This window comes from Faecalibacterium sp. IP-3-29, from assembly GCF_023347335.1.
Lineage (GTDB): Bacteria > Bacillota > Clostridia > Oscillospirales > Ruminococcaceae > Faecalibacterium > Faecalibacterium duncaniae.
The window spans coordinates 549,767-564,898 of record NZ_CP094471.1 but is presented as its reverse complement, the minus strand read 5'-3'; the positions used below and the strand labels follow the sequence as shown (position 1 = coordinate 564,898).

The following is a 15,132-nucleotide window of genomic DNA, read 5'->3' as shown; positions in this document are numbered from 1 at the left end:
TATGAATATCAAACGCGCCAAAGAAGAGATCGAACACACTGTCAAAGCCTACCTGGCCAAGGACACATTGGGCGAGTATGCCATTCCCTCCATCCGGCAGCGCCCCATCCTACTGATGGGTCCTCCGGGCATCGGCAAGACCCAGATCATGGAGCAGGCCGCCCGGGAGTGCGGCGTGGCACTGGTGGCCTACACCATCACCCACCACACCCGCCAGAGCGCCGTGGGCCTGCCCTTCATCCGGCAGCGCCATTATGGCGACAAGGATGTCTCTGTGACCGAATACACCATGAGCGAGATCATTTCCAGCGTCTACGCCAAGATGGAAGCCACCGGCCTGAAAGAGGGCATCCTCTTCATCGACGAGATCAACTGCGTTTCCGAGACGCTGGCCCCCACCATGCTGCAATTCCTGCAGTGCAAGACCTTCGGCAACCAGGCAGTGCCTGCCGGCTGGGTCATCGTGGCGGCAGGCAACCCGCCGGAGTATAACAAATCCGTCCGCGATTTCGATATCGTCACGCTGGACCGTGTCCGTCGGATGGACATTGAGCCCGACCTGCAGGTATGGAAAGATTACGCCCGCACAGCCCACATCCACAGTGCCATCCTGAGCTACCTCGATCTGCATCCCCAGAATTTCTACCAGATCAACGCCGATGTGGACGGCACACAGTTCGTCACTGCCCGCGGCTGGGAGGATCTGTCCAACCTGCTGGACACCTATGAATCGCTGGGCCTGCAGGCAGATGAAGCACTCATCCGGCAGTATCTCCAGCACCAGAAGATCGCAGAGGACTTCTCTGCCTATCTTGATCTCTATTATAAGTACCGTGATGACTACGGCGTAGAGGAGATCCTGGCCGGTCAGGTCAAGCCTGCCGTTTATGCCCGCCTGCTCAATGCACCGTTTGATGAACGGCTCTCGCTGGTCAGTCTGATCCTGTCCGGTCTGAACACCCGGTTCACTGCCTCCCGGCAGGCCGATGCCGTCGCCGATGCCTGCTATGCCTTCCTGCGGGAGGCCAAACAGGGCTTTTCCACCCTGCCTGCAGACATCCCGGATGGGGAGCTTACCCTGTTCGCTCAGATGGTCACGGACTATGATGCCGAGACCCAGCGCCAGCGTGCCGCCGGTCTGCTGAGCCATGACGCGCTGAATACCCGCCTGCAGGTGTATGCCGCCCTCCGCAGCTGGGATGCGGAGCTGCGCCGCGCCAATGCGGTGAGCACACAGCCCGCCTTTGACCTCCTGCGCACACAGTTCCAGTCCCTTGCCGAGGCCCGGGATCAGGCACAGGAAGCCGCCAGCGCCGCGCTGGAAGCTGCATTTGACTTTATGGAGAACGCCTTTGCCGAAAGCCAGGAGATGGTGGTGTTCGTCACGGAGCTGACCTTGAACCCTGCTTCCCATGCTTTCATCACCGAAAATGGCTGCGACCGCTATTTCCGGTACAACAAAGACCTGCTGCTCGACCATCGCAAGGCCGCGCTGCAGCAGGAGCTTGCCGCCGAAGCCCGCCGCCACGGAGGGCAGTAAGCACCCATTATTTATGAGAAAAGAAGCGCCTTACCCTGTCAGGTAAGGCGCTTCTTTCATTTTGCATACTTTTCCTCTATCCGGTTTTATCCATGCAGTTTTACCGTTCGGTGCTGTGTTTCTTCCTGATTGAATCCGTAGCCGCAGAAATCGCAGCGGTAGGTCGTCACATCAATGCAGGTCTGCTCCGACAGGCCGTTTTCCGTTTGTGCAACGGTGATCCACGGGGTCTGGCGGTGGCTGATTTTTACTACTTCACCCTCATCGCACTCAGGGCACTGCAGCACTTCCGGAAGTGCCTCCAACGCTTCCACTGTGCTCCGGGAAGCATAGCACACATACCGTTCCTGCACTTCTTCGGTCGTTTCGCCGTTTCCGCACTTCGGGCATACCGTAGTCGTAACACGGAGACAGGTCTGATATGCATCCTTGCTGTGTGCAATTCCGTGGGTGCAGTCCACAAATTGCTGCGTCACCCAGCCGGTATAGTGGACAGATTCCGTCATCTTTCCTCCGCAGCTGCACCAACTGCTTCCAGATACGTCCACTGCATCCCCTGCAGCAAACGCCGGAACAGCCAGTAGAAGCACCATCATCGCTCCAAGGAACAGGCTTCCCATCCGCTTTTTCATCTTTCTCGTCTCCTTTCGGTTCTTTATAGTTGTTTTACACATACCTTAGTGTCCACAGCGTACTTCACGATGTTCCGTAGCCTTCTATGCCGATTTATTTATGATGGTTTGGTTCACCGGGTTCTGCATGATGACCAGAGTGGTGAGAAGAGGTGGTAGTCTGAACCGAATCATCCGCAGCCTTATCGTTGGTGCTGCAACTGCACAGCACACCCAGCATCAGAACAACCGAAAGCAGTATAAGTATTGCACGTTTCATAATTTAATCCTTTCTGATTTCCTTTCTTCTGTCTAATGTTGAATAAGCGGATCCGAGGTCACTAGATAACACGTCATTATAGAATAGGATTGGTCAACCAGCATCCTCAATATCATCATAACATAATGCACAAAAAAATCAAGCAAAAATAGAAACCTTTGGCAATATTTTTGCCAGTGAAAGAAAATACCGCACAAAAACAACAAACCCCCAAGGAATTTCTTCCTCAGGGGTTTCATGTAAGTCGGCGACTACCTATTTTCACGCGCCGTTTCCAGCGAACTATCTTGGGCACGAGTGAGCTTAACTTCTGTGTTCGGAATGGGAACAGGTGGAACCTCACCGTCATCGTCACCGACCAATATGACTGGCTCAGTATAACATTTCTGTTCTACTTTGTCCAGTGTTTCTTAGAAGGACGTGCCTTCAAAACTGAATAATCACTGCTTACATTTTGTCATTGACTTGAGAATTCAAGCGAATTGTGGTCAAGCCCTCGATCTATTAGTACACACTTGCTGAATGGATCACTCCACTTACACATCGTGCCTATCAACCTCGTAGTCTACAAGGGATCTTACCTGATTGAATCAGTGGGATATCTTATCTTTGGGTCGGCTTCACGCTTAGATGCTTTCAGCGTTTATCCGATCCGTACGTAGTTGCCCAGCTATGCTCCTGGCGGAACAACTGGTGCGCCAGAGGTACGTCCGTCCCGGTCCTCTCGTACTAGGGACAGCTCCCATCAAATATCCTGCGCCCACGACAGATAGGGACCGAACTGTCTCACGACGTTCTGAACCCAGCTCGCGTACCGCTTTAATTGGCGAACAGCCAAACCCTTGGGACCGAATACAGCCCCAGGATGCGATGAGCCGACATCGAGGTGCCAAACCTCCCCGTCGATGTGGACTCTTGGGGGAGATCAGCCTGTTATCCCCAGGGTAACTTTTATCCGTTGAGCGATGGCATTTCCACTCACATACCACCGGATCACTAACTCCAACTTTCGTTACTGCTCGACCCGTCAGTCTCGCAGTTAGGCTCGCTTCTGCGTTTGCACTCTTTTGCTTGATTTCCGTTCAAGCTGAGCGAACCTTTGAACGCCTCCGTTACTCTTTAGGAGGCGACCGCCCCAGTCAAACTGCCCACCTAACAATGTCCCCCGACTCGATTCAGAGCCGCAGGTTAGAATTCCAATATCGCAAGGATGGTATCCCAACGGCCTCTCCGCCAAAGCCAAAGCCTTGGTTTCCCAGAGTCCCATCTATCCTGTGCATGCAACATCGAAACCCAATATTAGGCTACAGTAAAGCTCCATGGGGTCTTTCCGTCTTGTCGCGGGTAACCGGCATCTTCACCGGTACTACAATTTCGCCGGGCGGGCTGTTGAGACAGTGCCCAAATCATTACGCCTTTCATGCGGGTCAGAACTTACCTGACAAGGAATTTCGCTACCTTAGGACCGTTATAGTTACGGCCGCCGTTCACTGGGGCTTCGATTCAATGCTTGCACATCTCCTCTTAACCTTCCAGCACCGGGCAGGCGTCAGCTCGTATACGTCATCTTTCGATTTAGCACAAACCTGTGTTTTTGGTAAACAGTTGCTTGGGCCGATTCTCTGCGGCTCCATCTCTGGAGCACCCCTTCTCCCGAAGTTACGGGGTCAATTTGCCGAGTTCCTTAACAACCCTTCTCCCGTTGGCCTTAGAATCTTCTTCCTACCTACCTGTGTCGGTTTGCGGTACGGGCACCTCAGAAATACACACAGCTTTTCTCGCCATCTTCCATCTCAGACTTCGGTACTAATTTCCCTCGATCTCTACCGGAACCAACACCCGGCTCTGAGACTTCATATGTGTCCCTGTGCTTAACTCTTTTGGTGGTGACGGAATCTCTACCGTCTGTGCATCGGCTACGCCTTCCAGCCTCACCTTAGCTCCCGACTAACCTGGAGCGGACGAACCTTCCTCCAGAAACCTGAGGCTTTCGGCCATGCAGATTCTCACTGCATTCGCGCTACTCATTCCGGCATTCTCACTTCTATACACTCCACAGCCGCTTGCGCTACTGTTTCTCCGCGTATACAACGCTCCCCTACCCAATGTATTACTACATTGCCTAAGCTTCGGTGTCAGGTTTAGCCCCGTTAAATTCTCCGCGCAAAGACGCTCGACCAGTGAGCTATTACGCACTCTTTGAATGAGTGGCTGCTTCTGAGCCAACATCCTGGTTGTCTGCGTATCTTCACATCGTTTTCCACTTAACCTGACTTTGGGACCTTAGCTGTAGATCTGGGCTGTTTCCCTTTTGACAATGACATTTATCTGACACTGTCTGACTCCCAAGCATCAATACTCTGGCATTCTGAGTTTGATAAGCTTCGCTAACCTCTCGGCCGCTAGGCTATTCAGTGCTTTACCTCCAGGTATCTAACTTGAGGCTAGTCCTAAAACTATTTCGGGGAGAACCAGCTATCTCCGGGTTCGATTGGAATTTCTCCGCTACCCACAGTTCATCCGCCGCCTTTTCAACGGAGGTCGGTTCGGTCCTCCATGGAATTTTACTTCCACTTCAACCTGACCATGGGTAGGTCACCCGGTTTCGGGCCCATTATATGCAACTTAACGCCCTTTTCAAACTCGCTTTCGCTTCGGCTCCAGACCTTAAGTCCTTAACCTTGCTGCATACAATCGCTCGCCGGACCGTTCTACAAAAAGTACCCTATCACGCTTTGACGCGCTCTAGGTGCTTGTAGGCACAGGGTTTCAGGTTCTTTTTCACTCCCCTCCCGGGGTGCTTTTCACCTTTCCTTCACAGTACTATACGCTATCGGTCACTGGGTAGTATTTAGGGTTGGAGGGTGGTCCCCCCGTATTCCGACCAGGTTTCACGTGTCTGGCCGTACTCTGGATCCTGCGCAGCTCTCTCCGTTTTCACCTACGTGGTTCTCACACTCTCTGACCGGCCTTCCCATGCCGTTCGGTTAACAGATTAAGTCTTAAAAGCAGTCCGTACCCCGAAAGTATTTCTACTCTCGGTTTGCCCTCTTCCGCGTTCGCTCGCCACTACTTACGGAATCTCGTTTGATGTCTCTTCCTCGCCCTACTTAGATGTTTCAGTTCAGGCGGTTCCCTCAATACACCTATTTTAAATTTCAGTGCATTGTACCTGAGTATGAACCCAGATGAGTTTCCTCATTCAGAAATCTCCGGATCAATGCTTATTTGCAGCTCCCCGAAGCTTATCGCAGCTTATCACGTCTTTCATCGGCTCCCAGTGCCAAGGCATTCGCCCTGCGCCCTTGTTCGCTTGACCTTTCAAACGTTCTTTCAGAACATTTGGTATCCTCTTGATTCTCTCTTTTGCCAACGAAGATTATTGTTACCCTTCCTTTTGAAATTGCAATATTTCTTAAAAGAACTTACTATAATCTTTGTTTCGCAGTTATTATTCAGTTTTCAAGGTACGTCTTTGAGTGTCCTTTTCAGGGCCCTCAAAATCGAACAATATCTACTCTGCTTGTATCTGTCACCTGTTCCAGATGGCCGACCATCTTCGATGTTCTTCCATCTGCCTGACTCCTTAGAAAGGAGGTGATCCAGCCGCAGGTTCTCCTACGGCTACCTTGTTACGACTTCACCCCAATCACCAGTTTTACCTTCGGCGGCGTCCTCCTTGCGGTTAGACTACCGACTTCGGGTCCCCCCGGCTCTCATGGTGTGACGGGCGGTGTGTACAAGGCCCGGGAACGTATTCACCGTGGCATGCTGATCCACGATTACTAGCAATTCCGACTTCGTGCAGGCGAGTTGCAGCCTGCAGTCCGAACTGGGACGTTGTTTCTGAGTTTTGCTCCACCTCGCGGTCTTGCTTCTCTTTGTTTAACGCCATTGTAGTACGTGTGTAGCCCAAGTCATAAAGGGCATGATGATTTGACGTCATCCCCACCTTCCTCCGTTTTGTCAACGGCAGTCCTGCCAGAGTCCTCTTGCGTAGTAACTGACAGTAAGGGTTGCGCTCGTTGCGGGACTTAACCCAACATCTCACGACACGAGCTGACGACAACCATGCACCACCTGTCTCTGCGTCCCGAAGGAAAATACTGTTTCCAGCATCGTCGCAGGATGTCAAGACTTGGTAAGGTTCTTCGCGTTGCGTCGAATTAAACCACATACTCCACTGCTTGTGCGGGCCCCCGTCAATTCCTTTGAGTTTCAACCTTGCGGTCGTACTCCCCAGGTGGATTACTTATTGTGTTAACTGCGGCACTGAAGGGGTCAATCCTCCAACACCTAGTAATCATCGTTTACGGTGTGGACTACCAGGGTATCTAATCCTGTTTGCTACCCACACTTTCGAGCCTCAGCGTCAGTTGGTGCCCAGTAGGCCGCCTTCGCCACTGGTGTTCCTCCCGATATCTACGCATTCCACCGCTACACCGGGAATTCCGCCTACCTCTGCACTACTCAAGAAAAACAGTTTTGAAAGCAGTTTATGGGTTGAGCCCATAGATTTCACTTCCAACTTGTCTTCCCGCCTGCGCTCCCTTTACACCCAGTAATTCCGGACAACGCTTGTGACCTACGTTTTACCGCGGCTGCTGGCACGTAGTTAGCCGTCACTTCCTTGTTGAGTACCGTCATTATCTTCCTCAACAACAGGAGTTTACAATCCGAAGACCTTCTTCCTCCACGCGGCGTCGCTGCATCAGGGTTTCCCCCATTGTGCAATATTCCCCACTGCTGCCTCCCGTAGGAGTCTGGGCCGTGTCTCAGTCCCAATGTGGCCGTTCAACCTCTCAGTCCGGCTACCGATCGTCGCCTTGGTGGGCCGTTACCTCACCAACTAGCTAATCGGACGCGAGGCCATCTCAAAGCGGATTGCTCCTTTTCCCTCTGCTCGATGCCGAGCTGTGGGCTTATGCGGTATTAGCAGTCGTTTCCAACTGTTGTCCCCCTCTTTGAGGCAGGTTCCTCACGCGTTACTCACCCGTTCGCCACTCGATTGAGGAAGCAAGCTTCCTCTCTCTCGTTCGACTTGCATGTGTTAGGCGCGCCGCCAGCGTTCGTCCTGAGCCAGGATCAAACTCTTTATAAATGATATTTATCACTTAAAAAGTGTTAAATCTTCTTCGCTCAGTACGCAATCGCTTGCGTCCTGTGTGAATTACTTTGTTTGGAATTGTTTAACGTGTTTTTCCAACACGAAAATAGGTTCCGTTACAAGTTTTTCGATATTGTTCAATTTTCAAGGTCCTGTGCGCCTCAGCCTTAGCGGCTGACGACTTGATTATTTTACCACAGAAGTGATTTTTTGTCAAGCACTTTTTCGGAAGCTTTTCGATCTTTTCGAACTTGTGGCTCGTTTTTCAACGTATCCATATTGGTTCTTTTCGCTTTGCTTCTGCCGCTTTCAGAAGTCATTCTTTCCGGCGGCCCTTGGCGCTCAAGTATAATACCACATCCCCGCCCTTCTGTCAACACTTTTTTGCATCTTTTTTGAGTTTTTTCTATATTTCGCAAAATGAGTGCTTCCGGGCAGGGTCTGCGCCATCGCTTGAACGCTGCTTTCCTTATTTATATTATAAGCGCAGAAAATCCCCGGCAGTCGATCTGACCGCCGGGGATTGCGTTTTCTTCTTACTGTTCCTGTTTCATCTGATGCAGGGTCAATCCTACTGCCACAGCAAGCATGGGCAGCACAGAGATCAAACCGATGGGCATGGGACCAAGCACATTATAATATGCATCTGCCGGGGTGATCAGTACCTGCGGCAGCGCCGCAATGGCATTGAAAGCACCATGCGCAATGGCAGGCACCCAGATACAGCCTGTTTTCTCGCAGAGGAGATCCAGCAGGGTGTTCAGGGCAAAGCAGACCACACACCACACTACAAGCCCCAGCACCGGTGCGCCCAGATAGTTTGTGCCGTACTCGTAACCCACCAGCAGCATTAGGGGCCAATGCCAGACACCCCACACAACGCCGCCCAGCAGACGACCATTCAGCAGGCCGAACCGCTCCTTCAGGCGGGGCATCATGTAGCCGCGCCAGCCGACTTCCTCGCCCAGTGCAGGAAACATGTTGATGGCGGGGGCAAGGATCACCGCAAACAGCCCGTTTTGCAGCAGATAGCTGAGGGTAGAGACCCCCAGCTCGCTGCGCAGGGTCTGGGCATCCATCTCACCGCCGTAGGCGGCTACCAGCCAGCTGCAGGAAAAGTCCAGCCGGGAGGGGAACACGGCAAAATACAGCACTGCGCCCAGCAGGGTGAACACTGCCGGGCCGAACCACGCGGCCAGCCAGAACCGCCGTTTGCCCTGCACCTTCCAGCCGATACCGACAGGCTGGCGCAGAAATACTTTTTGCACCAGCAGCACAGCCAGCAGCGGGCAAAACATAGTGGCGATCAGTGCCAGCTGATACAACACGGCATTCTTCTGCTGGAGCAGGGCCATACAGCCGCCCACCTGGCACAGCCACGCCAGACCAAAGGTAATCAGGAAATAAAGGGAAAAGCCCTGTTTTTCTTTTGCACTCATACAAATCTCACCGCCGTTCCGTAGGCAATGACCTCTGCTGCGCCCTGCATGACGCTGGCGGAGGCGTAACGCATCCCAACCACAGCATCGGCTCCCAGTTCCTCCGCATTCTTTGCCATGCGGCCTGTGGCGATCTGCCGGGCCTCGGTGAGCATCTCAGCGTAGTCGGTGACTTCGCCGCCCACAAGGGTGCGGAACCCGGCCATGATGTCGTGGCCAAGGTTGCGGCTCTGCACGGTGCTGCCCCGCACCACCCCCAGAGCCTCGATCTTTTTACCGGGGACTTCATTAATAGTTACGATAAGCATCTTCTTCTCCCTTTCCGATCTCTTTGAGACGATCCACCAGCACCTTCAGCGTGCCGATGATGCAGCCCGTCGGGATGCCGAACAGCACCACCAGCAGCGGCAGCGGCGGCACATCCTGCGGATCGACGCAGAACGCCCACGCCATGATGCCGATGGACAGCAGCATGATCGCAGTAAACAATCCGGCTCCCACCAGCGCGCCCCTGACGCGCTCGGCCTTCCGGTCCACCTGTTCGATATCCACAAATGTTACCCCCTGTTCCTCTTTTGCGGCCAGGCGCGCCAGCGTCTGTTCCACATCCAGTTCATTGAGGCTGACAGGTTCCTTTTGAAGCAGAGTGCAGAAGTTCACTGCCTCGTCCAGATCGGTGCGGCGGGTGTTCAAGCGTTCCAGCTGCCGGGACATTCCCTCAGCCAGCGTGCACTCTCCCTCCAGCATCTGCCGGATCTCGGCCAGCGGCACATCCAGTTTGCGCAGCAGTTTGATGCGCCGCAGACGCTCGACATCTGCCTCCGAGTAACTGCGGTAGCCGTTGCCGGGCTCCCGTCGGGGGCTGATAAGTCCCTCTTCCTCATAAAAGCGGATATTCTTTTTGGTCACGCCCACGGCGGCTTCCACCTCGTTGATCTTCATTGGCTCTGCAGCCTCCTTACAGGCACCATCTTACACCTTCCAGAAAGGGGAAGGTCAATGGTTTTTTGAAAAAAGAACTCCCTTCGTCTCGCATTCGTTCGACACCTCCCTCAGAGAGGGAGGCTTACCGTACGGGCAGGCTCCCTCCTTGAGGGGGCTGTCTGCGGAGCAGACTGGGGGAGTTTCTTCCCTTAAAAATAGCACTTGATCTGGAACCGGTCGGCATTGTCCTGCTTTTTCTCCACCACGATGCGCTCATGGTTGAAATCAAAATGGACCGGGGTACACAGGTCGGTGTTGCGGGTCAGGCGGAGAAGCTCCTGCACCCGCTTTTTCTCCTCGGGCACATAGAACAGATAGCTCACGCCCTCCTTTTTGGCGCGGCCGGTGCGGCCGATCCGGTGGGTGTAATGTTCGTTGTCGCCGGGGACATCGTAGTTGATGACCGCATCCACATCCGAGACATCGATGCCGCGGGCAGCCACATCGGTGGCCACAAGGATAGCCAGCCTACCGTCCCGGAAGTTCTGCATGATCTGGTTGCGCTCCTTCTGGGAGAGGTCGCCGTGGAGGCAGTCCACAGAGAAGCCCAGACGGGCCAGCTGGTTGGCCAGGGTGGCGGTATTGAACTTGGTATCGCAGAACACCATGACCCGCTTGTAGCCCTCGCCAATGATGATCTGGGCCAGGTCGGACAGCTTGTTGCGGCCGGAGGTCTCCAGCATGTACTGGGTGATCTTGGGCTGGCTCTCCTCCCTGGGCTGAACGGTAATCTCCTCGGCGTTGTTCTGATACAGCCAGCCGATGTCCATGACCTCGCGGCTGATGGTGGCGGAGAACATGGACAGGCTTTTGCGGGCCTTCATCAGCTCAATGATATGCCGCACATCCTTATAAAAGCCCATGTTCAGCATCTCGTCGGCCTCGTCCAGCACCACCTGGGTCACATGGGCCAGATCGATGCTGTGGTGCTTATAGTGGTCCATCAGGCGGCCCGGGGTGGCCACCACGATCTGGCAACCCTCTGCCAAACGCCTGGCCTGCTTTTCCATGTTGGCACCGCCGTACACGCAGGCCACCTGCACCTCAGGCATAAAGTAGGTCAGCTCGGTCAGCTCCTCGGCGATCTGCTGGGCAAGCTCCCGGGTGGGGGCCATGATCACAGCCTGTGGGTACTTTTTTTCCGGGTCGATATGCTCCGCCACCGGGATACCGAAGGCACAGGTCTTGCCGGTGCCGGTGGGGGCCTTGGCGATCACATCCCGGCCTGCCAGCATCACAGGGATGGTCTTTTCCTGAATTTCCGTCATCTCTGCAAAACCCATCCGCTCCACGGCCTTGTGGATGGCTTCACTGCACTGCAACTCACTGTAAAGCATGTTTGATACTCCTTATCCTTCTACCCTTGTTTTGTTCAGTATACCATGAAACGCGGCGCTTGTCAGCACGCAAAAAGAGCCGCACCCTTTTGGGGCACGGCTCTGCGGTCAGAGGAACTGTTCTGGCGCTCAGGCGGTCTCTTCCACGCTCTGAGCAGCGGCACGGCCTGCTTCCAGCTTCTGCTTGAAACGGCCGCTGGCCTTGAAGCCAGGGATGGAGGTGGACTCCAGACGGCTGGAGACCTTGGTCTTGGGGTTGGTGTAAGCCTTGGGCTTGCGGGGACGCATCTCAAAACGGCCAAAGCCGGCAATGGTCACCTTCTCGTCTGCACGCAGGCAGTCAGCGATCTGGTCAAACAAAGCGTCCATCGTGGTCTCGACCTGTGCTTCGGTAAAGCCAGTCTTGCGTGCCACGGTTTCGATCATCTGGGAACGAGTCATTGTATCGATATCCTCCTGGAACGTCCAAAAGTAACGTCTTTTGGCAAATTTTGCGTTGTTGAGTATAACAAATGCAGCCCCTCATTACGAGAGATTGCGCACGAAACGCATAATATTGCGCACGAGTTACATTTTGTGCGTTATTTTTTATGATACAGCGTTGCAATATCCACCAGCGGGATATTCTTCAGGTCATGGTCGCTGCGCAGGCAATCGACCAGTGCGTTGGCGGTATCCACAGCAGTGATACAGGGGATGCTCAGCTCCACAGCCTTGCGGCGCAGGCGGACAGAATCGCGCTTGGGGTCACGGCCCTTGGCACTGGTGGAGAACACATAGTCCACCAGACCGCTCTGGAGCAGGTCCACGATGTTGGGGGATTCGCCGGACATGTTGCGCACCTCGTTGCAGGGGACCATGTGCTTGTTGAGCCATGCACAGGTGCCGGAGGTGCCGTACAGCTTGTAGCCCATGCTCTTGAGCTTCCAGGCGATATCCACAAACTCGGGCTTGTCGCTGTCCTTCACGGTGAAGATGCAGCAGGAGGCGGGGCCGGGGGTCTTAAAGGTATAGCCCGCGCCGATCAGGCCCTTGAGCAGGGCATCGTGATAGTTGGGAGCAATGCCCAGCACCTCGCCGGTAGACTTCATCTCAGGGCCAAACTGGGTATCCACGCCGTGCAGCTTTTCAAAGCTGAACACAGGCACCTTAACGGCCACATAGGGGGCGTTGGGGTGCAGGCCGATGCCGTAGCCCATATCTGCCAGCTTCTCACCCAGGCAGCAGCGCACGGCCAGATCCACCATGGGCACACCGGTGACCTTGGAGATGTAAGGCACGGTACGGGAGGAACGGGGGTTGACCTCGATGACATAGACCTTGCCGTTGGAAACCGCGTACTGGACATTGACCAGACCGGTGACGTGGAGCTCGCGGGCAAAGCGGCCGGTATAATCCACCATGGTGTCGATCTCGGCCTGGGTCAGATGCTGTGCCGGGTAGACACAGATCGAGTCGCCGGAGTGGACACCGGTACGCTCCACCTGCTCCATGACACCGGGGATGAGGAAGTTCTCGCCATCACAGATGGCATCGACCTCACACTCGGTACCCATGATATACTTATCCAGCAGAACAGGGTGATCCATGTCCACATGCTCGGTGATAACGCCCATGTACTCGATAACATCGGCCTTGGTGTAGGCCACGATCATGTTCTGACCGCCCAGAACATAGGAGGGACGCATCAGGACAGGCAGGCCGATCTCATCAGCAGCGGCCAGAGCCTCCTCCAGATTGAATACGGTGCGGCCGGGCGCACGGGGGATCTTGCAGCGCTCCAGCAGTTCGTCAAAACGCTCACGGTCCTCTGCCTCGTCAATGGCATCCGCCGGGGTGCCCAGGATGGGCAGGCCGATCTCATCCATGTGCTTTGCCAGCTTGATGGCGGTCTGGCCGCCGAACTGGACCACGCAGGCATCGGGCTTTTCGGTGGCGATGATGTTGTCCACACTCTCCGGGTTCAGGGGGTCGAAGTACAGACGGTCGCCGGTGTCAAAGTCGGTGGAGACGGTCTCGGGGTTGTTGTTGACGAGGATAGCCTCGCAGCCGTGGTTCTTCAGAGTCCAGACACAGTGGACAGAGCAGTAGTCGAACTCGATGCCCTGACCGATGCGGATGGGGCCGGAGCCAAAGACCAGCACCTTTTTCTTCTTGGGCTGACCGTTGGCGGCAGCCTCAGCCTCTCTGGCGGCAATAAACTCGGCGGCCTCGTTGTCGCCGTCGTAGGTGGAGTAGAAGTACGGGGTGTTGGCCGAGAACTCAGCAGCACAGGTATCGACCATCTTGAAACCGGCGCGGTAGTTCTCCACAGGCAGAACATCCACCTGTGCCAGACGCTTGATGGTCTTATCCTGGAAACCATACTTCTTGGCGGTCTGATACTGCTCCAGGCTCAGCACGCCGTTGCACTTTGCCAGACCCTTTTCCAGGTCAGCCAGGTGCTGCATCTTATCCAGGAACCACCAGTCGATCTTGGTGATCTTCCAAATGGTCTCGTGGTCGATGCCGCGCTTGAGGGCCTCGTAGACACAGAACACGCGCTCCGCATCCTGCACATGCAGGTGGGCCACGATCTCGTCATCGGTCAGCTCCTCAAAGGGCTTGTGGGTCAGGGTGTCCATCCCCAGCTCGATGGAGGAGACCGCCTTCATCATGGCCGCCTCAAAGCTGTTGCCAATGCTCATCACCTCGCCGGTGGCCATCATCTGGGTGCCCAGAGACTTGTCGGCGTAGACAAACTTATCAAAGGGCCACTTCGGGTACTTGACCACGATGTAGTCCAGCGCAGGCTCAAAGCAGGCGCAGGTCTTGCCGGTGACATCATTGGTGATCTCGTCCAGCGTATAGCCGATGGCGATCTTGGTGGCCACCTTGGCAATGGGGTAACCGGTGGCCTTGGAGGCCAGAGCGGAGGAGCGGGACACACGGGGGTTGACCTCGATGACCGCGTAATCGTAGCTGTCGGGCTTCAGGGCAAACTGGCAGTTGCAGCCGCCCTCGATGCCCAGCTCGGTGATGATATCCAGTGCGGCGGTGCGCAGCATCTGGTACTCGTGATCGGTCAGGGTCTGGGAGGGAGCCACGACCACGGAATCGCCGGTGTGGATACCGACGGGGTCCAGGTTCTCCATGTTGCAGACGGTGATCACGTTGCCCTTGTGGTCGCGCATGACCTCGTACTCGATCTCTTTCCAACCGGCGATGCACTTTTCCACCAGGATCTGATGGATGGGGGAAAGCCGCAGGCCGTTGGTGCCGATCTCGATGAGCTTTTCCTTGTTTTCGCAGATGCCGCCGCCGGTGCCGCCCATGGTAAAGGCAGGGCGGACAATGACGGGGTAGCCGATGCGGTCCGCACAGGCCAGCGCATCCTGCAGGGTCTCCACGACCTCAGAGGGGATGATGGGCTGATGCAGCTTTTCCATCGTCTCCTTGAACAGCTCACGGTCCTCGGCGCGGTCGATGGTCTCGGGCTTGCAGGCCAGCAGGCGGATGCCGGTGCGGTCCAGATAGCCGGAACGGGCCAGCTCCATGGAGAGGTTCAGGCCCATCTGGCCGCCCAGGTTGGGCAGAACGGAGTCGGGCTTCTCGATCTCCAGGATGCGCTCCACCACCTCAAGGGTCATGGGCTCGATATAGACATGATCGGCCACATCCGGGTCGGTCATAATGGTAGCGGGGTTGGAGTTGAGCAGAACGGTCTCAATACCCTCTGCTTTCAGGGCGCGGCACGCCTGGGTGCCGGAGTAGTCGAACTCAGCGGCCTGGCCGATGATGATGGGGCCGGAGCCGATGACCAGCACCTTTTTGATTCTGGGGTCCTTGGGCATT

General features: G+C 55.2%; 9 protein-coding genes and 3 rRNA genes. 1 reads left to right on the top strand and 11 read right to left on the bottom strand.

The genetic code is table 11. The features are described from left to right. Position 1: 1 nt before the first annotated feature. A complete protein-coding gene (locus tag MTP40_RS02615; protein ID WP_249259763.1) occupies positions 2–1,540 on the top strand; it encodes an AAA family ATPase in 1,539 nt (512 codons plus the stop codon). Between the two features lie 86 nt (positions 1,541–1,626). Here the strand turns inward: MTP40_RS02615 and MTP40_RS02610 are convergent, their stop codons facing one another. The 11 genes from MTP40_RS02610 to carB form a co-directional block, all read right to left on the bottom strand. Further along, entirely contained in the window at positions 1,627–2,172 is a 546-nt protein-coding gene (locus MTP40_RS02610; RefSeq protein ID WP_156075130.1) for a hypothetical protein, read from the bottom strand. Positions 2,173–2,673: 501 nt separating this feature from the next. After that, positions 2,674–2,790 (bottom strand): 5S ribosomal RNA (gene rrf, locus MTP40_RS02605). Between the two features lie 125 nt (positions 2,791–2,915). After that, positions 2,916–5,750 (bottom strand): 23S ribosomal RNA (locus MTP40_RS02600). A gap of 271 nt (positions 5,751–6,021) precedes the next feature. Next, a 16S ribosomal RNA gene (locus MTP40_RS02595) occupies positions 6,022–7,532 on the bottom strand. The 16S, 23S and 5S rRNA genes sit together here, the layout of an rRNA operon. A 197-nt stretch (positions 7,533–7,729) precedes the next feature. After that, the gene (locus tag MTP40_RS02590) at positions 7,730–7,957 is read right to left on the bottom strand and encodes a hypothetical protein (RefSeq protein WP_249259762.1); all 228 of its coding nucleotides are present in this window, start codon (positions 7,955–7,957) and stop codon (positions 7,730–7,732) included. A gap of 117 nt (positions 7,958–8,074) precedes the next feature. Continuing rightward, positions 8,075–8,977 carry a CPBP family intramembrane glutamic endopeptidase gene (locus MTP40_RS02585; RefSeq protein ID WP_249259761.1) on the bottom strand — a complete coding sequence of 301 codons (903 nt, stop codon included), beginning with the start codon at positions 8,975–8,977 and terminating at the stop codon, positions 8,075–8,077. After that, complete coding sequence (locus MTP40_RS02580; protein WP_097769942.1) at positions 8,974–9,285, bottom strand: heavy metal-binding domain-containing protein; 312 nt, start codon at positions 9,283–9,285, stop codon at positions 8,974–8,976. The genes MTP40_RS02585 and MTP40_RS02580 overlap by 4 nt, the downstream gene beginning before the upstream one ends. Then, on the bottom strand, positions 9,266–9,919 hold the full coding sequence (locus MTP40_RS02575) for a MerR family transcriptional regulator (RefSeq protein WP_249259760.1): 654 nt from the start codon (positions 9,917–9,919) through the stop codon (positions 9,266–9,268). The genes MTP40_RS02580 and MTP40_RS02575 overlap by 20 nt, the downstream gene beginning before the upstream one ends. Before the next feature lie 191 nt (positions 9,920–10,110). Then, a complete protein-coding gene (locus tag MTP40_RS02570) occupies positions 10,111–11,298 on the bottom strand; it encodes a DEAD/DEAH box helicase (RefSeq protein ID WP_005929262.1) in 1,188 nt (395 codons plus the stop codon). A gap of 129 nt (positions 11,299–11,427) precedes the next feature. After that, entirely contained in the window at positions 11,428–11,739 is a 312-nt protein-coding gene (locus tag MTP40_RS02565) for an HU family DNA-binding protein (protein ID WP_005929264.1), read from the bottom strand. Between the two features lie 140 nt (positions 11,740–11,879). Further along, positions 11,880–15,131, bottom strand: coding sequence for a carbamoyl-phosphate synthase large subunit (gene carB / locus MTP40_RS02560; RefSeq protein WP_249259759.1), 3,252 nt, complete (start codon positions 15,129–15,131; stop codon positions 11,880–11,882). Between the last annotated feature and the right edge of the window lies 1 nt (position 15,132).